This is a genomic window from Nostocoides sp. (assembly GCF_037045025.1).
In the GTDB taxonomy this organism is placed as follows: Bacteria; Actinomycetota; Actinomycetes; order Actinomycetales; family Dermatophilaceae; genus Nostocoides_A.
Map to the genome: position 1 here is coordinate 523,778 of NZ_JBAOHM010000013.1, position 17,863 is coordinate 541,640.

Here is a 17,863-nt window from a genome sequence, read left to right on the forward strand (position 1 = left end):
ATCAGGCATTTCCTACGTGACGACGACCTGACCCCTGTCGAGCAGGCCGAGGTCCTCGCCCGGGCCGCTGTCCTTAAGGCCGCTCCCTTTAGTGACCGCTCACTCGAGGGACCTCAGGTCGTGACGATCCTCTTCGACAAGCCGACGCTGCGCACGCAGGTTTCCTTTGTCGCTGCCGTCGTCCACCTTGGTGGCCAGGCGATGACGGTCGACGGCAACCTTGCCAAGGTAGGAGTGCGGGAGTCGATCGCGGACGTTGCCCGCGTCCTTGGCCGACAGTCCGCAGCGGTTGTCTGGCGGACTTTCGGCCATGACCGGATCGAGGAGATGGCCGCGTATGCCGGGGTGCCGGTCGTCAACGCCCTCACCGATGACTACCACCCCTGTCAGATCCTCGCGGACCTGTTGACCATCCAGGAGCACAAGGGCGCCCTCGCTGGGCTAACGGTTGGCTACGTCGGCGACGGCGGCAACAATATGGCGCACTCCTACCTGCTCGGCTGTGCCCTCGCGGGCATCCACATCCGCATCGGCACTCCCACGGCGCACCAGCCCAAAGCCGAGATTGCCGAGCGGGCTGTGGCCATCGCCCGGCAGACGGCCGGCTCGGTCCTGATCACCGACGACCCCGTCGCTGCGGTCATGGGCGCCGACGTAGTCATCACCGACACGTGGGTGTCGATGGGCATGGAGTCGGAGAAGGACGAGCGACAGGGTGAGCACTCACCCTTCGAGAAGTATTCCGTCACACCGGAACTGATGGACCTGGCCGATCCCAAGGCGATCTTCCTGCACTGCCTGCCGGCCTATCGCGGGTTTGAAGTGGCCGCCGAGGTCATCGACGGTCCGCAATCGGTGGTTTGGGACGAGGCGGAGAACCGGCTACACGCACAGAAGGCGATCATCTCCTTCCTGCTCGAGAAGTCGGGTCCGTCGGCGTCCCATGCGGGGACGGTATGACGGTCGCCTCATCCCGCGGCGCCCGCCAGCAGCGGATCGTTGACCTCCTCGGCGAGCACGCGGTCCGCTCCCAAATCCAGCTGCTCGAACTTCTCGCCGCCGAAGGCATTGAGGTCACCCAGGCGACGCTGTCGCGGGACCTGGTCGAACTCAGCGCCGAGAGGGTGCGGGTCGGCAAGAGCTTGATCTATGCCGTGCCGGGGGAGGGCGGGGATCGCACCGTCCGCCCGGCGCCCGAGGCCCGCGAAGTGAGCCGCCGGCTCGCGGCCCGCTGCCAGGAACTGCTCGTCTCGGCGGCCACGTCGGCCAATCTCGTTGTGCTGCGCACCCCCCCGGGCGCGGCCAGTTTCCTCGCGTCGGCCATCGACCACGGCCAGGTGGACGGTGTCCTCGGCAGTATCGCCGGGGATGACACGATCATGCTCATCACCGAAGGGCCGACCGCGAGCGAGACCGTGGCCGCCACCCTGCTCAGCCTTTCCGGGAAGGACCCCGCGTGACCGACCAGCCTGCTGGTGACCAGACCGGAAAAAGTGCAGGCACCGACAAGGTCAGCCTCTGGGGTGGTCGCTTCAGTGGCGGTCCGGCCGATGCCCTGGCCGCGCTGAGCAAGTCCACCCATTTCGACTGGCGACTGGCTCCCCAGGACATTGCGGGCAGCCGCGCCCACGCCCAGGTGCTCGCCGCGGCCGGGCTGCTCGATGAGCCGACGCAGCGGGCCATGCTCGACGGGCTCGACCGGCTCGAGGTCGATGTGCGCTCGGGCGTCTTCACACCGGGCGAGGACGACGAAGACGTGCACACTGCCCTCGAACGCGGTCTCATCGAGCGCGCCGGAGCCGACGTCGGCGGCCGGCTGCGCGCGGGCCGGTCCCGCAACGACCAGATCGCCACGCTTTTCCGGATGTACCTGCGCGAGCAGGCCCGCCACCTCAGCGCCCGCATCCTCGATGTCGTCGATGCTCTTGTGGCACAGGCCGATCGGCACTTGGGGGTAGCCATGCCCGGGCGCACTCACCTCCAGCACGCCCAGCCGGTCCTGCTTAGCCACCACCTCCTCGCCCACGTGTGGAGCCTGTTGCGCGATGTCGAGCGCTTCGGCGACTGGGACAAGCGGGCCGACACTTCGCCCTACGGCTCGGGCGCCCTTGCCGGGTCCTCACTCGGCCTGGACCCGGAGAAGGTCGCCGCCGACCTCGGCTTCTCTCGGTCGGTCGAGAACTCCATCGACGGCACCGCGGCTCGCGACTTCGCCGCCGAGTTCGCCTTCGTGTGCGCCCTGACGGCCGTCGATATCTCCCGGATCGCCGAGGAGATCGTCCTCTGGGCGACAAAGGAATTCGGCTTCATTCGGCTCGATGACGCCTATTCGACCGGGTCGAGCATCATGCCGCAGAAGAAGAATCCCGACATCGCCGAACTAGCCCGAGGCAAGGCCGGCCGGCTGGTGGGTGACCTCACTGGACTGTTGACGACGCTGAAGTCGCTCCCGCTCGCCTATAACCGGGATCTGCAGGAGGACAAGGAACCGGTCTTCGACGCGATCGACACTCTCGACGTCTTGCTGCCCGCCTTCACCGGCATGATTGCAACGATGACATTCGACGCTGCTCGCCTGGAAAGCCTTGCGCCCCAGGGGTTCTCGCTAGCGACCGATGTCGCCGAGTGGCTGGTCAGGAGGGGCGTGCCCTTCCGGATCGCTCACGAGGTCGCCGGAGCCTGCGTGCGCGAGTGTGAGGGCAGGGGGATCGAGTTGTGGGAGCTGAGCGACGCCGACCTGGCCGCGATCTCACCCCACCTGAATCCCGGCGTGCGCGACGTCCTCTCGGTGCAGGGCTCGCTCGCCTCACGGGACGCCAAGGGCGGCACCGCGCCGGCCCGCGTCAGCGAGCAACTGCTCACGGCGCGATCGGCCGTGGCGCGCGCCCGCGAATTCGCTTCCGGCTGAACTCATCTGCTCAGCAGCCCAGACCCGCGGGTCGAGAGGACCGGTCGGCACGGTTCTGACCACAAACGTTCCGACACGCTCCTCTCGACCCCGTCGGACCGATCATCCGCCGCTCCGGACAACGTCACGACACCAACCCACCAGTAGCCCTTCGTCTGGCCCTCGACATCGGCTCAGTCACCACGCCACTCACCGAACTCCTTGAGTCAGTCCAGTTGGAGCCGCATCTCGCTCGTTGAGGTGAATCCTGCTGCCGCATAGATCGCCCGGCCAGCATCGGAGGCATGCAACGTGACAACGTCGACCCCTTTGGTCCGGCAGGCGTCGAGCGCGGCTGCCGGCAGGATGCGGGCGATGCCCTGCGAGCGGTGCACCGGATCGACGTACATATTGAGCAGGTAACCGCGAATACTCTTTGTGGTATTCATGTTTGGTGGCAGGTCCTGCCACAGGATGCCGACGCCGCCGACCACCTGGCCGTCGAGGTGCACTAGTAGCCCGACATAGCGGCCATCGCTTAGCTTAGGGCTGCCGTCAACCATGCGAGCGCGGGAGCGCTTGCCGCGGTGACGTCCTCAGCGGCGATTCGCATATCGGTGAACATCGCGTCGCGGCGCCCAGAGATGGTTGCGGCATCCTCCACACGGGCTTGTCGGATCTCCAGACGCGCAGTCACGTTATGCGGTCTTGCATGGGCGAGGATGGGAAGATGGATCCTCGGTTGCCGCGGGCGTTCTTCGCCCGCCATGTGCTCGAGGTGGCGCCAGATCTGTTGGGGCGCAACCTGGCTCATGCTGGGGTCACCGTGCGCATCACCGAGACGGAGGCCTACGCCGGGGAGGCCGGCGACCCGGGCTCGCACGCCTTCCGCGGGTGGACACCCCGGACCGCACCGATGTTCGGCCCGGCTGGCCTCACCTACGTCTACTTCACCTATGGCATGCATTGGATGCTCTGCCTGGTCACCGGCAGGGACGGCGGCGCCCAGGCCGTCCTCATCCGAGCGGGCGAAGTGATTGCTGGACACGAGATCGCCGCCGCCCGCAGGCCTGGTGTGGCACAGCGCGATTGGTGTCGCGGCCCCGCACGGTTGGCGACGACCCTTGCACTCGATGGCAGCCACACCGGCCTCGACTTCTGCCGGCCCCCTTTGCGCAGGCCGGGCCTGCGCAGCATTGACCTCGTCCTTCGCGCCGGCAGTTCAGCCGACCCGGCGTTGATCCGCACGGGCCCCCGGGTGGGCGTGAGTGGTCCAGGGGGTGACGGGTCCGCATACCCGTGGCGCTTTTGGATCGACGCCGAGCCGACCGTCTCGCCCTATCGGCCGGGCGTGCTCAGGACGAGTTCGGGGCCTCCAGGGTGAGCACGCGTGCCACGTCCGTAACGTCCACGGTGCGCCCCGACCGGGCCGCCTCCTCCACGGCGAGTGCGACCGCGACCGCTTGCGTCCCCGCGATCGCGCTCACTGCCGGGGCCTCGCCCTCGGTGACCGCCCGGGTGAAGGCGCCGACGCTGACGGCATACAGGTCCTTCCGCTCGCCGACCTCGACGCTCGACATGCCCGAGGAAGTGCGTAGCTGGAGGTCACCGATCGGGTCCTGAGTCAAGGCATCGGTGGCGTGCAAGCTGCCCTCGGTGCCGTAGATATCGATCGAACTCGAGTTGTAGGGCACCGTGTACGCATCGTGCGTCTGGGCGAGGAAGTCGTCCTCCCAACGCAGCACGGTCATGACCGCGTCGGGGGCGCCCTTGGGCCAAGGGCCCTGACGGACCGTTTGCGCGGCTGCAGTCGCGGGTGGAGGCTCTCGCAACAACCCGATGACGGCCGCGTCATGCACGGTGATGTCAAGGATCACGCCGCCACCGGGAACGTCCTCGAGGCGCCAGCCGCGAAGCCGCTCCCGCAAGAGGAAGGCATGGTTGATCCGCATCCCCAGGAGCGAACCAATCGCGTCTTCGCGGGCCATCGAGGCGAGCGTGCGGAGCACGCTGGAACACGGCAAATGGTGGTTGACGGCGAACACCAAATCCTGCTGCCGGGACAGGTGGATCAGCCCCACCGCTTCCCGCAGGTCGAGCGTGATCGGCTTTTCGCACAACACGTGCACGCCCGCCGAGAGTGCGGCCCGGGCCTGCTCCGCGTGCTTGGGATTGTGCGAGCTGATGTAGGCCACGTCCACGCCGTCGAGCGCCGTGTCAAGCTCGGTGGTGGCTCGCTCGATTCCGTTGGCGGCGGCATACGCGCGGGCGTGGTCCGGCGAGCCACTAAGGACGGCGGCCGCCTCCCCGCCGAGCCCGCGTATGGCCGGCAACATCCTGGAGGCAGCGATATCGCTGGCTCCCAGCAGCGCCCATCGCAGTGGTCTCATAGCGTGTCCCCTTCGCAGTTCGGTTTCGGGTGTGCGGTGTTGAGGTGATCGGTGATCTCCGCGGTGATGCGGTCCTTGACCTCCGGCGGTGCGAACGAGACCGACACCGCGGTGGTCGCGAGGTTCGCCAGGCTGCGGGCGTCGAGGTGGAGCAGCTCGGCGGCAATCTCGTACTCCCCGTTCAAGGTCGTGCCGAACATTGGGGGATCGTCGCTGTTGACCGTCACGACGACGCCGGCGTCGCGCAGGGCGCGGATTGGATGGTCGGCCAAGCGGTCCACACAGCGCGTTGCGACATTAGACGTTGGGCACACTTCCAGCGGAATCCGTTCGGCGACAAGGCGTTCGACGAGAGCAGGGTCGTCGATCGCCCGGATGCCGTGGCCGATCCGCTCCGCGCCGAGGTGGTCGAGGGCGTCCCACACGGACTGGGCGTCGGTCGATTCGCCGGCGTGGGGCACCGAGTGCAATCCCGCCGCGCGAGCGCGCGCGAAGTAGCCGGCGAACGGGCGGCGCGGCACCTCCGGCCCGCCCAGGCCGAAGCCGATCAGCGCGGCCGGGCCGTGCTCGACCGCATAGGTCACCGTGGCCTCGGCCCGCTCGACCCCGACCTCGCCGGGGATGTCGTAGATCCACCGCACGACGACCCCGTGATCACGTTCGGCCGCGACCCGCGCGTCCTCGATCGCCTCGGTGTAGGCCTCGATCGGGATTCCCCGGACGACCGATGTGTACGGCGTCATCGTCAGCTCGGCGTAGCGGACGTTCTGCGCCGCCAGGCCCTCGATGACCTCGTAGGTGAGGAGGCGGATGTCCTCCGGGGTCCGCAACAGGTCGACGACCCCGAGGTAGACGTCGATGAAGTGGGCGAAATCGGTGAACGTGTAGAAGCGGCGCAGGGCGTCGAGGTCCTTCGGCACAGCGGTGTCGGGATGGCGCTCGGCGAGCGCGAGCACCGTCTCCGGCCGGGCCGAGCCGACGTGGTGCACGTGCAACTCCGCCTTCGGCAACCCCGCGATGTATGCCGTGAGGTCGCCTCCAGACCCGCCGCGCGTCGTCGTCATGGGCGGCAGTGTGCCTCAGCGGAGTTGGCGGCTCGCCAGCCGGTCCGGTGAAACGCCGGTGCGGCGCCCGGCGCGGGCATGGCAGGCTGGGCGCCCGGCCGGCAACCGGCGCACGGTGCGCCGCCCGGCATACGAGCCGCACGGCATACGAAGCAAGGAGCGAGACGATCGTGACCAACATCCTCGACGAGCTGCAGTGGCGCGGAGCGGTGGCGCAGTCCACCGACGAGGCCGCGCTGCGCCAGGCCCTCGCGGACGGACCGATCACGGTGTATTGCGGGTTCGACCCGAGCGCGCCCTCGCTGCATTTCGGCAATTTCGTCCAATTGATGTCGCTGCGGCGGATGCAGCGGGCGGGGCACAAGGTCATCTGCCTCGTCGGGGGCTCGACCGGACTGATCGGCGACCCGAAGCCGACCAGCGAACGGGTGCTGAAGACCAAGGAGGCGACGGCGGCGAATGTCGCGCGGATCAAGGCGCTGGTGCGTCCGTTCCTCGATTTTGAGGGGACCGACCCCGCCTGCGCCCACCCGGCGATCCTCGTCGACAACCTCGACTGGACCGCGCCGATGTCGGCCCTCGACTTCCTGCGTGACGTCGGCAAGCACTTCCGGGTCAACCAGATGATCCGCAAGGAGGCGGTTGCCGCGCGGTTGGAGAGCCAGGAGGGGATCTCGTACACCGAGTTCAGCTACCAGCTGCTCCAGGCGCTCGATTTCCTCGAGCTCTACCGGGTCCACGGGTGCACGATGCAGATCGGCGGGTCCGACCAGTGGGGCAATCTGACCGCCGGGGTCGACCTGATCCACAAGGTCGAGGGGGCGACGGTCCATGTGATGACCTCGCCGCTGCTCACCGACTCCTCGGGGGTGAAGTACGGCAAGTCGGAGGGCAACGCGATCTGGTTGTCGGCGGATATGACCAGTCCGTACGCCTTTTACCAGTACTTCCTCAACGTCGAGGACGCCTCGGTGATCACGCTGCTGAAGATCTTCAGCGACCGGGGGCAGGAGGAGATCGCCGACCTGGAGCGCGCAGTCGCCGATGAGCCATTCCGCCGGGCGGCGCAGAAGGCGCTTGCCGCCGACTTCACCACCCTCGCCCACGGCGCGGCCGCGACCGCCGCAGTCCAGGCGGCGTCGGAGGCACTATTCGGCAAGGGTGACCTGCACGCCCTCGACGCGGACACCCTGCAGCGACGCGACCGCCGAACTGCCCGGCGGTGACGGGGACGTTGGGCTGGGAGTTGTGGACGCACTTGTCCGCACTGGTTTGGTCGACTCGCGCAAAGCGGCTCGTCGCACGATCAGTGAAGGCGGGGCGTCGCTCAACGGGGAGAAGCTCGCCGACCCGGAAGCCGTCATCGCAACGGCGGACTTCCTCCACGGCCGCGTGGCCATCTTGCGGCGGGGACGCCGCAATCTCGCCGCGCTGCGCCGCCGGACGGCCAGTCCGCCGGAGCGCTCACCCGCCTCCTGAGGGCCGATTTGCATCCCCCGAGCCGCTCATCTAGGGTTTTCCCTCGTCAGCCCGCACGGGAGGAACGGACGCCACCGCGGGAGTGATACTCCCGACGAAGCCGGCCGGTCCCAGGTTGACACCACCTCCCAGCACGAGCAGACCTCGCGCTGGGCCAAGCAGGCGAGCAGCACCCGCTGCACGACTAGCGAGCAGCCGGTCACGGCTGCTAACCTGGTTAACCCGCTGCAGGCAACAACCGTCAACGGCCCCGGTCAGCTCCCATCTGGGAGCGGGGCCCAAGTTGACGCCGATGTCGTCAGCGGGTAAGCTAGAACGGTTGCCCCAAAATCCGCGATGAGAAGTCACCGTGGGTGAGGTGCGCGCCCGAACCTTGAGAACTCAACAGCGTGTCAAAAATCGATGCCAATAACCTCGTCGTGATCCTCGGCGCCTGCCGTGGTCACACGAATCCTTTTTGGTTGACAACGATCATCTAGCAATAGCTAGTTGTTCTTGCTCAGCCAGTGATTTTGCCCTTCGGGGTGTTTGATTTCTCGGGCCCCAGCGGTCCGAGGCCAAAACATCAACGGAGAGTTTGATCCTGGCTCAGGACGAACGCTGGCGGCGTGCTTAACACATGCAAGTCGAACGGTGACGGAGAGCTTGCTCTCCTGATCAGTGGCGAACGGGTGAGTAACACGTGAGTAACCTGCCCCAGACTCTGGAATAACCCCGGGAAACCGGAGCTAATACCAGATACGAGACGGAGAGGCATCTCTACCGTCTGGAAAGTCTTTCGGTCTGGGATGGACTCGCGGCCTATCAGCTAGTTGGTGAGGTAACGGCTCACCAAGGCGACGACGGGTAGCCGGCCTGAGAGGGCGACCGGCCACACTGGGACTGAGACACGGCCCAGACTCCTACGGGAGGCAGCAGTGGGGAATATTGCACAATGGGCGAAAGCCTGATGCAGCGACGCCGCGTGCGGGATGACGGCCTTCGGGTTGTAAACCGCTTTCAGCAGGGAAGAAGCGAAAGTGACGGTACCTGCAGAAGAAGCACCGGCTAACTACGTGCCAGCAGCCGCGGTAATACGTAGGGTGCGAGCGTTGTCCGGAATTATTGGGCGTAAAGAGCTTGTAGGCGGTTTGTCGCGTCTGCTGTGAAAACCCGGGGCTCAACCCCGGACTTGCAGTGGGTACGGGCAAACTAGAGTGTGGTAGGGGAGACTGGAATTCCTGGTGTAGCGGTGAAATGCGCAGATATCAGGAGGAACACCAATGGCGAAGGCAGGTCTCTGGGCCATTACTGACGCTGAGAAGCGAAAGCGTGGGGAGCGAACAGGATTAGATACCCTGGTAGTCCACGCCGTAAACGTTGGGCGCTAGGTGTGGGACTCTTTTCACGAGTTCTGTGCCGCAGCTAACGCATTAAGCGCCCCGCCTGGGGAGTACGGCCGCAAGGCTAAAACTCAAAGGAATTGACGGGGGCCCGCACAAGCGGCGGAGCATGTGGATTAATTCGATGCAACGCGAAGAACCTTACCAAGGCTTGACATATACCGGAAACATCTAGAGATAGGTGCCCCGCAAGGTCGGTATACAGGTGGTGCATGGTTGTCGTCAGCTCGTGTCGTGAGATGTTGGGTTAAGTCCCGCAACGAGCGCAACCCTCGTTCTATGTTGCCAGCGCGTTATGGCGGGGACTCATAGAAGACTGCCGGGGTCAACTCGGAGGAAGGTGGGGATGACGTCAAATCATCATGCCCCTTATGTCTTGGGCTTCACACATGCTACAATGGCCGGTACAAAGGGCTGCGAAACCGCGAGGTGGAGCGAATCCCATAAAACCGGTCTCAGTTCGGATTGGGGTCTGCAACTCGACCCCATGAAGTCGGAGTCGCTAGTAATCGCAGATCAGCAACGCTGCGGTGAATACGTTCCCGGGCCTTGTACACACCGCCCGTCAAGTCACGAAAGTCGGTAACACCCGAAGCCGGTGGCCCAACCTTTTGGAGGGAGCCGTCGAAGGTGGGACTGGCGATTGGGACTAAGTCGTAACAAGGTAGCCGTACCGGAAGGTGCGGCTGGATCACCTCCTTTCTAAGGAGCACTGGTCGCGCAAGCGATCCAGAGCCTCGCCGGCGGCGACCGTTCGCCGGGAGGAGCTCATGGGTGAAACATCGATTAGTTGGCATCGCGCGCATCGTCGGAACTGGCAAGTACAAGTCCTTAGGGACAGTGGAACGCGGCCGATGAGTGCGGGATGCCTGACACGCTGTTGGGTCCTGAGGGCTCGGGCATTCTAACCAGTCTTCACGGCCGATGAGAATCGGACGCGGACCCTGATCAACGCTGAACCGTCGCGACTGCGATAGGCACGATCATGATCAGGATGCCGCCCGTATTTTGAGAACTACACAGTGGACGCGAGCATCTTTGTGGCTCAAGTTTATAAGGGCACACGGTGGATGCCTTGGCACCAGGAACCGAAGAAGGACGTAGGAATCTGCGATAAGCCTCGGGGAGTCGATAACCAGACTGTGATCCGAGGATTTCCGAATGGGGAAACCCGGCTGGAGGCAAGTCCAGTCACTCTCATCTGAACACATAGGGTGAGTAGAGGGAACGTGGGGAAGTGAAACATCTCAGTACCCACAGGAAGAGAAAGCAACCGCGATTCCGTTAGTAGTGGCGAGCGAAAGCGGAAGAGGCCAAACCAGACATGTGTGATAGCTGATCAGGCGTTGCATGTTTGGGGTAGTGGGACTTCTCAGTCAGTGCTGATTCACTGACATGGAGTAAAAAATTCGCGTCATAGTCGAAGGGCATTGAATGGCCCGGCACAGAGGGTGGCACCCCCGTAGACGAAATGGCGCGAACTTCAGAGAAATATCCCAAGTAGCACGGGGCCCGAGAAATCCCGTGTGAATCTGGCGGGACCACCCGCTAAGCCTAAATATTCCCTGGTGACCGATAGCGGACAAGTACCGTGAGGGAAAGGTGAAAAGTACCCCGGGAGGGGAGTGAAATAGATCCTGAAACCGCGTGCCTACAATCCGTCGGAGCCTCCTTGTGGGGTGACGGCGTGCCTTTTGAAGAATGAGCCTGCGAGTTAGTGCTCGGTGGCGAGGTTAACCCGTGTGGGGAAGCCGTAGCGAAAGCGAGTCCGAATAGGGCGTTTTAGTCGCCGGGTCTAGACCCGAAGCGGAGTGATCTACCCATGGCCAGGTTGAAGCGACGGTAAGACGTCGTGGAGGACCGAACCCACTTAGGTTGAAAACTGAGGGGATGAGCTGTGGGTAGGGGTGAAAGGCCAATCAAACTCCGTGATAGCTGGTTCTCCCCGAAATGCATTTAGGTGCAGCGTCACGTGTTTCTTACCGGAGGTAGAGCTACTGGATAGCCGATGGGCCTCACCAGGTTACTGACGTTAGCCAAACTCCGAATGCCGGTAAGTGATAGCGTGGCAGTGAGACTGCGGGGGATAAGCTCCGTAGTCGAGAGGGAAACAGCCCAGACCACCAGCTAAGGCCCCTAAGCGTGTGCTAAGTGGGAAAGGATGTGGAGTTGCATTGACAACCAGGAGGTTGGCTTAGAAGCAGCCACCCTTTAAAGAGTGCGTAATAGCTCACTGGTCAAGTGATTCCGCGCCGACAATGTAGCGGGGCTCAAGCACACCGCCGAAGCTGTGGCATTGACACACTGCCTGGCAGCAATGTCCAAGCGTGTTGATGGGTAGGGGAGCGTCGTGTGGCGAGTGAAGCGGCGGAGTGATCCAGCCGTGGACGCCACACGAGTGAGAATGCAGGCATGAGTAGCGAAAGACGGGTGAGAAACCCGTCCGCCGAATAACCAAGGGTTCCAGGGTCAAGCTAATCTGCCCTGGGTAAGTCGGGACCTAAGGCGAGGCCGACAGGCGTAGTCGATGGGCATCCGGTTGATATTCCGGAACCGGCGAAGAACCGCCCCTGATGAATCTAGTGATGCTAAGCGCCCGAAGCCCGCTGATCTCTTCGGAGTGACGTTGGTGGAGCGCGCGACCCTACCTAGTAGTAGTCAAGCAATGGGGAGACGCAGGAAGGTAGCCTCCGCGTGGCGATGGTTGTCCACGTCCAAGGGTGTAGGGAGTGAGGTAGGCAAATCCGCCTCACACATATCCTGAGACCTGATAGTGACCGCGAATGCGGGAAGCAGGGTGATCCTATGCTGCCGAGAAAATCCTCTAGCGAGGTTCTAGCCGCCCGTACCCCAAACCGACTCAGGTGGTTAGGTAGAGAATACCAAGGCGATCGAGTGAATCGTAGTTAAGGAATTCGGCAAAATGCCCCCGTAACTTCGGGAGAAGGGGGGCCCGGATTCTGAAGTCCTTTCGGACTAGGATGATGGGCCGCAGAGACCAGGGAGAAGCGACTGTTTACTAAAAACACAGGTCCGTGCGAAGTTGCAAAACGATGTATACGGACTGACGCCTGCCCGGTGCTGGAAGGTTAAGAGGACGGGTTAGCCGCAAGGCGAAGCTCAGAATTTAAGCCCCAGTAAACGGCGGTGGTAACTATAACCATCCTAAGGTAGCGAAATTCCTTGTCGGGTAAGTTCCGACCTGCACGAATGGCGTAACGATTTCTCCACTGTCTCAACTGCGAACTCGGCGAAATTGCATTACGAGTAAAGATGCTCGTTACGCGCAGCAGGACGGAAAGACCCCGGGACCTTTACTATAGCTTGGTATTGGTGTTCGGTACGGCTTGTGTAGGATAGGTGGGAGACTGTGAAGCATGCACGCCAGTGTGTGTGGAGTCAACGTTGAAATACCACTCTGGTCGTTCTGGATATCTAACCTCGGTCCGTGATCCGGATCAGGGACAGTGCCTGGTGGGTAGTTTAACTGGGGCGGTTGCCTCCTAAAATGTAACGGAGGCGCTCAAAGGTTCCCTCAGTCTGGTTGGCAATCAGATTTTGAGTGTAAGTGCACAAGGGAGCTTGACTGCGAGACTGACAGGTCGAGCAGGGACGAAAGTCGGAACTAGTGACCCGACGGTGGCTTGTGGAAGCGCCGTCGCTCAACGGATAAAAGGTACCCCGGGGATAACAGGCTGATCTTGCCCAAGAGTCCATATCGACGGCATGGTTTGGCACCTCGATGTCGGCTCGTCGCATCCTGGGGGTGGAGTCGCTCCCAAGGGTTGGGCTGTTCGCCCATTAAAGCGGTACGCGAGCTGGGTTTAGAACGTCGTGAGACAGTTCGGTCCCTATCCGCTGTGCGCGTAGGAAACTTGAGAAGGGCTGTCCCTAGTACGAGAGGACCGGGATGGACGAACCTCTGGTGTGTCAGTTGTTCTGCCAAGAGCACTGCTGATTGGCTACGTTCGGAAGTGATAACCGCTGAAAGCATCTAAGCGGGAAGCACGCTTCAAGATTAGGTTTCCATGGGCTTTGCCCGAGAGGCTCCCAGTAGACGACTGGGTTGATAGGCCAGACGTGGAAGTGCAGCAATGCATGTAGCTGACTGGTACTAATAAGCCGATAACTTGACCAACACATTGTAAAAGTGTCAAAGATTTTGCTCGCGTCCACTGTGCAGTTCCCGAGATACGGTCGGGAACCAGATATCTCCATAGAGTTTCGGCTGTCATAGCGAAGGGGAAACGCCCGGCTCCATTCCGAACCCGGAAGCTAAGCCCTTCAGCGCCGATGGTACTGCACTGGTGACGGTGTGGGAGAGTAGGACGCAGCCGGACATACTTTGCAAAGACGCCCTCCCGGAGACGGTTGAGGGCGTTTTGCTTTTTCCACAGATAGTCTTGGGCCACACGGCAGCCGGAGGGTCGACAAGAGCGTTGGCGGGAAGCGGGAGGAAGGATCAAGCGTGAGCGACAACGAGGAGCGCGGCTCGCAGGGCGAGGACGGGCGCCGTTCGGAAAGGCGAAGCGGAGGATCGGGGCCGAGCCGCGGGGGCAGGTCGCGCTTCAGCCGTAAACAAGGCCCGGGTCGTGACCAGCGGTCCGGCGGCGGCCAGCGGTCCGGCAGCGGGCAGCGGTCCGGCAGCGGGGAGCCGTCCGACAGGCGGCAGCGAACGGGCGGCGGACAGCGTGGCAGTGCGTCTCCGGGGGGTCGCACTGGTCTTGGCCGGTCTAGTGACGGCGAGCGACACGATGGTTCCCGAGGGGGCGCCGGTCGGGGTGAGCGCAGTCCCGCAGGTGCCCGCAGCTTCGGCCCGCGCTTGGTGCCGACAAAGGGTCGCCTGCCCGAGCCCGCAATCGATGACGGCGTGACCGGGAGGGAACTTGACCGGGAGGTGTGGACACAACTGCGGACGTTGTCGAAGGAAAACGCCGAAGGCGTGGCCCAGCACTTGGTGATGGTGGCGATCCGCCTGGCGGAGGAGGACGTCGACGGGGCCCTCGCCCATGCGGAGACCGCGGTTCGTCGTGCCGGACGCGTCCCGGCTGCCCGGGAAGCCCTCGGCATGGTTGCCTATCGGCAAGGTGAGTTCGCTCGTGCCCTCGCTGAGTTCCGCACGGTGCGGCGGCTCAGCGGCTCGGCCCACCTGCTGCCCCTGATGGTGGACTGTGAGCGTGGTCTCGGCCGTCTAGATCGGGCGCTGGAGTTGGCGGTGAGCGCCGAGGCGGCAGAACTCCCCGCGCCCGAGCGGGCCGAACTCGCCATGGTCGTCTCCGGTGTCCGACGCGACCTCGGCCAGCTTGACGCTGCCGTCGTTGGTTTGGAGCCATTCGTCTCCGGGCCAGTGCGGCCGTGGTCGGCGCGGGCCTATTACGCGTATGCCGATGCGCTGCTCGCCCGCGGCGAAGAGGTCGAGGCGCGGCGGTGGTTCGCCGCGGCGGTCGATGCCGACACCGAGGTGAGCACCGATGCCGCCGAGCGCCTTGACCTGCTCGATGGCGTAGCGTTCGACGACGCGTGCGACGAAAGCCTTGCTGATCACGTGGACTTGGGACCGCAGACGGGCGTGGGGGAGTCGGAACAATGACGGACACTGCTCTCCAGGAACGCTATCGGGGATTCGTGTGTGATCTCGACGGTGTCGTCTACCGCGGACCCACAGCGGTGCCGCACGCGGTCGCAGCCTTGAACAACCTGCCGGCCGCGGTCGTCTATGCCACCAACAACGCCTCGCGGACACCGCAGGAGGTCGCCGACCACCTGGTCGGTCTCGGCCTGCATACCGGTCCCCAGTGGGTCGTCAACAGCTCGATGGCCGCGGCGGACGTCCTGGCCTGCGAGCTTGCCGCGGGCGCCACCGTGCTCGCGATCGGCGGCCCCGGAGTGGCTGCCGCACTCACCGGCGCCGGCTTGCACTCGGTCTTCGACAGCGATCAGCCGGTTGCCGCAGTGCTGCAGGGCTACGGGACCACGGTCACGGCTGGGGACTTGGCCCAAGCGGCATACGCAATCCAGCGCGGAGCGCGCTGGGTCGCCACGAATGACGACCTAACGCTGCCGACCGACCGCGGCATCGCACCGGGCAATGGGGCGCTCGTCGCCGCGGTCGCGGCGGCTGCCGGAGCCAGGCCCCGGGTCACCGGAAAGCCACACCCGCCTCTCTATCTGATGAGCGCCCGTGTGCTCGATCAACCCCTCGAGCGGGTGCTCGCCATCGGCGATCGATTGGAGACCGACATCGCCGGCGCCGTCACCGCCGGGATGGATTCCGCCTTGGTTCTGACCGGCGTCCACCGGGCCACCGATGCCGCGCTCGCACCCCCGGAGCAGCGCCCGCGTTATGTGCTCGGCGATCTGCGCGATCTTGCGCTCCCGTATGCCGAGCCGCTGCCAACTGACGACGGCTTCCGCTGTGCGGGAACGAGGATCCGGGTCGACGGTGCCCAGTTGCGGGTCGACGCGAGCCCCGAATCGCCCCCGATCGAGGCGGTGCGTGCGGGGATCGCCGCCATTTGGGCGGCGGCCGATCACGGCGCCGGGGAGGACCGGCTGCGCGCCTTGGCCAGTCAGTTGCCGGGCGCCAGTTAACCTGCGAGGGCAACCACGCGAGAGGAAAGACCGTGATCGACAAAGTGGTCCGCCAGGGCGTCTCGAGCGCACTCGGACTTGCCGAGTTCCTGCTCACCCGGTCGCTGGAGGCCGTGCGACTGGTCAACGAGGCCCTTGCCGAGGACGATGCGGCACCGCCCGGCATGCTTGACGGATACGGAGCGGGCGCGGCGCAGCCGTCCTGGCGACCCGCCGAACTGGGTGATCTCGCGGCTACGGCTGCCATCCTGCGAGACCGTGCTCGGTCGAATGTTACCGAGCTGCCCACGACGCTCCCGGACGACACCCCCGCCCGCGCCCGAGACGACACCGCCGCCCGCGTCCCAAGTGCCGACGGCTCGCCCGGGGCAACCCGCTCGGCCGGGCCGGGCGACGACGCGGGATCGGTGCCGGCGCGGCCGCGGCCGTCACGCGCCGCCATCCGCCAACGCGCGAGCGCCGCCACCGACCGCGCGCCCGCGCCGGTGTCGGCCGACACCGACCCCACGCTGAGCACCTCCGCCGATGGCGGTGCCGCACCACGGCGGCGAACGGCCACCAAGAAGCGAACGTCCACGCAGCAGCCGACTGGCACGCGGAGGAGATCGACCACCAAGACACAGAGCGCTACCCACCAGCCCAGCTCCACGAAGACCACGGCAAGGTCGCCGCGCAAGCGCGCGGCCGCGGCTGCCGACGAGCCGGTGGGCGCGCCTACACGGGCGAGCGGGCCCACACCGGCGAGCGGGCAGAGCTGATGAGCGAGTCCCCGGCCATGGTGGAGCCCCCTGCCGGCGATCCGGCGGTCGAGGCCGCCTTGGCGACCCTGCTCGCCAGCACGGCCGACGACTCCGACGCCGTTCTCGGCGCGGCGGAGACGCTCCACCGGACGTTGGGGGAGCGGCTGCGCGACCTCGACGGGTGAGCCGATGACCCGTCTGGACAACGAGCCGGTCAGGCGTGGCCTGATCCGCTCGCCCGTCGCGGGAGGACGGGGCACTGTCGAGTGCCTGATCTTGGCTGATCCGGGCCGACAGGGGCGCCCCCGCCGGCGCCCCTGTCGGCGTTCCGTGGCAGGCTCTGGGGGAGCAGGCACGCACCCTTGACACCGAGGAGACCTCATGACCGCTCGCTCGCGGCGCGTGCTGCTCGTGCTGCACCCGCGGCGCCGAGAGGCCAGCGAGTTGGCCCAGGAAGTGATGGCTCAGCTCACCGGCGCCGGCGTCGAGGTCGTCGTCGACGAGCTGTCGGTGGAGACCTTCGGCGCGCCCCTCACGTCCGGCGTGGACCGAGCTGACCCGCAGGACCCCGCCCGCGACTGCGAGCTTGTCCTCGTCCTCGGCGGCGATGGCACGATCTTGCGCGGTGCCGAGCTCTCCCGCGGCTCCGGCGTGCCCCTCCTCGGCATCAACCTCGGCCACGTCGGCTTCCTTGCCGAGGTCGAGCAGGAAGACACGCCGGCCACTGTCGAGCGCATCCTCGACCGCGACTACACCGTCTCCGAGCGAATGACGTTGGCGGTCACCAGCTTTGTCGACGGCCGGCAATTGTCCTCCACATGGGCGCTCAACGAGGCGACGGTCGAGAAGGCCGCCCGGGAGCGGATGCTCGAGCTGACCGTCGAGGTCGACGGCCGGCCGTTGTCGACGTGGGGCTGCGATGGTGTCGTCATGGCCACGCCCACGGGGTCGACGGCCTATGCCTTCTCGGCGGGCGGGCCGATCGTCTGGCCCGACCTGTCGGCGATCCTGCTCGTGCCGATCAGCGCGCACGCCCTCTTCGCCCGTCCCGTCGTGGTCGGCCCGGACTCGCATCTGGCGGTCGACATCGTCGCCGACGCCGAAGGCTCTGGCGTCTTGTGGTGCGACGGCCGGCGAGCCCTCGACCTGCCCCCCGGCGCCCGGATCGAGGTCTGCCGCTCGGGCCTGCCGGTGCTTCTGGCGCGGCTCAGCCGCGAGCCGTTCACCGACCGGCTCGTCGAGAAGTTCGACCTCTCGGTCCACGGATGGCGAGGGGCGGCGCGGATGCGCGGCGGTCACGGACCGAGCACGGCGTCCACGAGGTCGTGAT

At 65.2% G+C, this 17,863-nt stretch carries 12 protein-coding genes, 3 rRNA genes and 1 pseudogene; 13 read left to right on the top strand and 3 right to left on the bottom strand.

The window, feature by feature from the left end; genetic code table 11:
• From argF to argH, 3 genes are read left to right on the top strand one after another with little or no spacing between them, the layout of a single operon-like run.
• A complete protein-coding gene (gene argF / locus V9G19_RS18325; protein WP_462286918.1) occupies positions 1-960 on the top strand; it encodes an ornithine carbamoyltransferase in 960 nt (319 codons plus the stop codon).
• Positions 957-1,460 (top strand): arginine repressor, encoded by a 504-nt coding sequence (locus V9G19_RS18330; RefSeq protein WP_462286849.1) that lies wholly within the window; start codon positions 957-959, stop codon positions 1,458-1,460. The genes argF and V9G19_RS18330 overlap by 4 nt, the downstream gene beginning before the upstream one ends.
• Complete coding sequence (gene argH / locus V9G19_RS18335; RefSeq protein WP_462286850.1) at positions 1,457-2,908, top strand: argininosuccinate lyase; 1,452 nt, start codon at positions 1,457-1,459, stop codon at positions 2,906-2,908. The genes V9G19_RS18330 and argH overlap by 4 nt, the downstream gene beginning before the upstream one ends.
• Positions 2,909-3,114: 206 nt before the next feature.
• On the opposite strand, the gene V9G19_RS18340 is transcribed toward argH, so the two are convergent.
• On the bottom strand, positions 3,115-3,450 hold the full coding sequence (locus V9G19_RS18340) for a GNAT family N-acetyltransferase (RefSeq protein ID WP_462286851.1): 336 nt from the start codon (positions 3,448-3,450) through the stop codon (positions 3,115-3,117).
• Between the two features lie 167 nt (positions 3,451-3,617).
• Between V9G19_RS18340 and V9G19_RS18345 the strand changes: the two genes are divergently transcribed.
• On the top strand, positions 3,618-4,271 hold the full coding sequence (locus V9G19_RS18345) for a DNA-3-methyladenine glycosylase (RefSeq protein WP_462286852.1): 654 nt from the start codon (positions 3,618-3,620) through the stop codon (positions 4,269-4,271).
• On the opposite strand, the gene V9G19_RS18350 is transcribed toward V9G19_RS18345, so the two are convergent.
• Both V9G19_RS18350 and add read right to left on the bottom strand, forming a co-directional pair.
• A complete protein-coding gene (locus V9G19_RS18350; RefSeq protein ID WP_462286853.1) occupies positions 4,243-5,277 on the bottom strand; it encodes a Gfo/Idh/MocA family protein in 1,035 nt (344 codons plus the stop codon). The two genes, V9G19_RS18345 and V9G19_RS18350, sit on opposite strands and share 29 nt — an antisense overlap.
• Complete coding sequence (add, locus tag V9G19_RS18355) at positions 5,274-6,341, bottom strand: adenosine deaminase (protein ID WP_462286854.1); 1,068 nt, start codon at positions 6,339-6,341, stop codon at positions 5,274-5,276. Before add ends, V9G19_RS18350 begins: the two co-directional genes overlap by 4 nt.
• Before the next feature lie 170 nt (positions 6,342-6,511).
• Here add and tyrS point away from each other — a divergent pair.
• From tyrS to V9G19_RS18400, 9 genes and pseudogenes are all read left to right on the top strand, one after another.
• A pseudogene (tyrS, locus tag V9G19_RS18360) lies at positions 6,512-7,820 on the top strand (tyrosine--tRNA ligase).
• A gap of 565 nt (positions 7,821-8,385) precedes the next feature.
• A 16S ribosomal RNA gene (locus V9G19_RS18365) occupies positions 8,386-9,904 on the top strand.
• 341 nt (positions 9,905-10,245) lie between these two features.
• Positions 10,246-13,340: ribosomal RNA gene (locus tag V9G19_RS18370) — 23S ribosomal RNA — on the top strand.
• 85 nt (positions 13,341-13,425) lie between these two features.
• Positions 13,426-13,542 (top strand): 5S ribosomal RNA (rrf, locus tag V9G19_RS18375).
• The 16S, 23S and 5S rRNA genes sit together here, the layout of an rRNA operon.
• A gap of 530 nt (positions 13,543-14,072) precedes the next feature.
• A complete protein-coding gene (locus V9G19_RS18380; RefSeq protein ID WP_462286855.1) occupies positions 14,073-14,792 on the top strand; it encodes a tetratricopeptide repeat protein in 720 nt (239 codons plus the stop codon).
• Positions 14,789-15,793: an HAD-IIA family hydrolase gene (locus tag V9G19_RS18385; protein ID WP_462286856.1), complete on the top strand. Its 1,005-nt coding sequence runs from the start codon at positions 14,789-14,791 to the stop codon at positions 15,791-15,793. The genes V9G19_RS18380 and V9G19_RS18385 overlap by 4 nt, the downstream gene beginning before the upstream one ends.
• A gap of 32 nt (positions 15,794-15,825) precedes the next feature.
• Positions 15,826-16,551, top strand: coding sequence for a hypothetical protein (locus V9G19_RS18390; protein WP_462286857.1), 726 nt, complete (start codon positions 15,826-15,828; stop codon positions 16,549-16,551).
• Positions 16,551-16,718, top strand: a complete 168-nt coding sequence (locus V9G19_RS18395) for a hypothetical protein (protein WP_462286858.1) — start codon at positions 16,551-16,553, stop codon at positions 16,716-16,718. Before V9G19_RS18390 ends, V9G19_RS18395 begins: the two co-directional genes overlap by 1 nt.
• A gap of 196 nt (positions 16,719-16,914) precedes the next feature.
• Positions 16,915-17,862: an NAD kinase gene (locus V9G19_RS18400; protein WP_462286859.1), complete on the top strand. Its 948-nt coding sequence runs from the start codon at positions 16,915-16,917 to the stop codon at positions 17,860-17,862.
• The last annotated feature ends 1 nt before the right edge of the window (position 17,863 follow it).

Bases quoted from the DNA above. Each gene is read 5' to 3' on its own strand.
- V9G19_RS18330 (WP_462286849.1), top strand. From the start codon at position 957: ATGACGGTCGCCTCATCCCGCGGCGCCCGCCAGCAGCGGATCGTTGAC.
- V9G19_RS18340 (WP_462286851.1), bottom strand. From the start codon at position 3,450: ATGGTTGACGGCAGCCCTAAGCTAAGCGATGGCCGCTATGTCGGGCTA.
- V9G19_RS18345 (WP_462286852.1), top strand. From the start codon at position 3,618: ATGGATCCTCGGTTGCCGCGGGCGTTCTTCGCCCGCCATGTGCTCGAG.
- V9G19_RS18350 (WP_462286853.1), bottom strand. From the start codon at position 5,277: ATGAGACCACTGCGATGGGCGCTGCTGGGAGCCAGCGATATCGCTGCC.
- add (WP_462286854.1), bottom strand. From the start codon at position 6,341: ATGACGACGACGCGCGGCGGGTCTGGAGGCGACCTCACGGCATACATC.
- V9G19_RS18385 (WP_462286856.1), top strand. From the start codon at position 14,789: ATGACGGACACTGCTCTCCAGGAACGCTATCGGGGATTCGTGTGTGAT.
- V9G19_RS18395 (WP_462286858.1), top strand. From the start codon at position 16,551: ATGAGCGAGTCCCCGGCCATGGTGGAGCCCCCTGCCGGCGATCCGGCG.
- V9G19_RS18400 (WP_462286859.1), top strand. From the start codon at position 16,915: ATGACCGCTCGCTCGCGGCGCGTGCTGCTCGTGCTGCACCCGCGGCGC.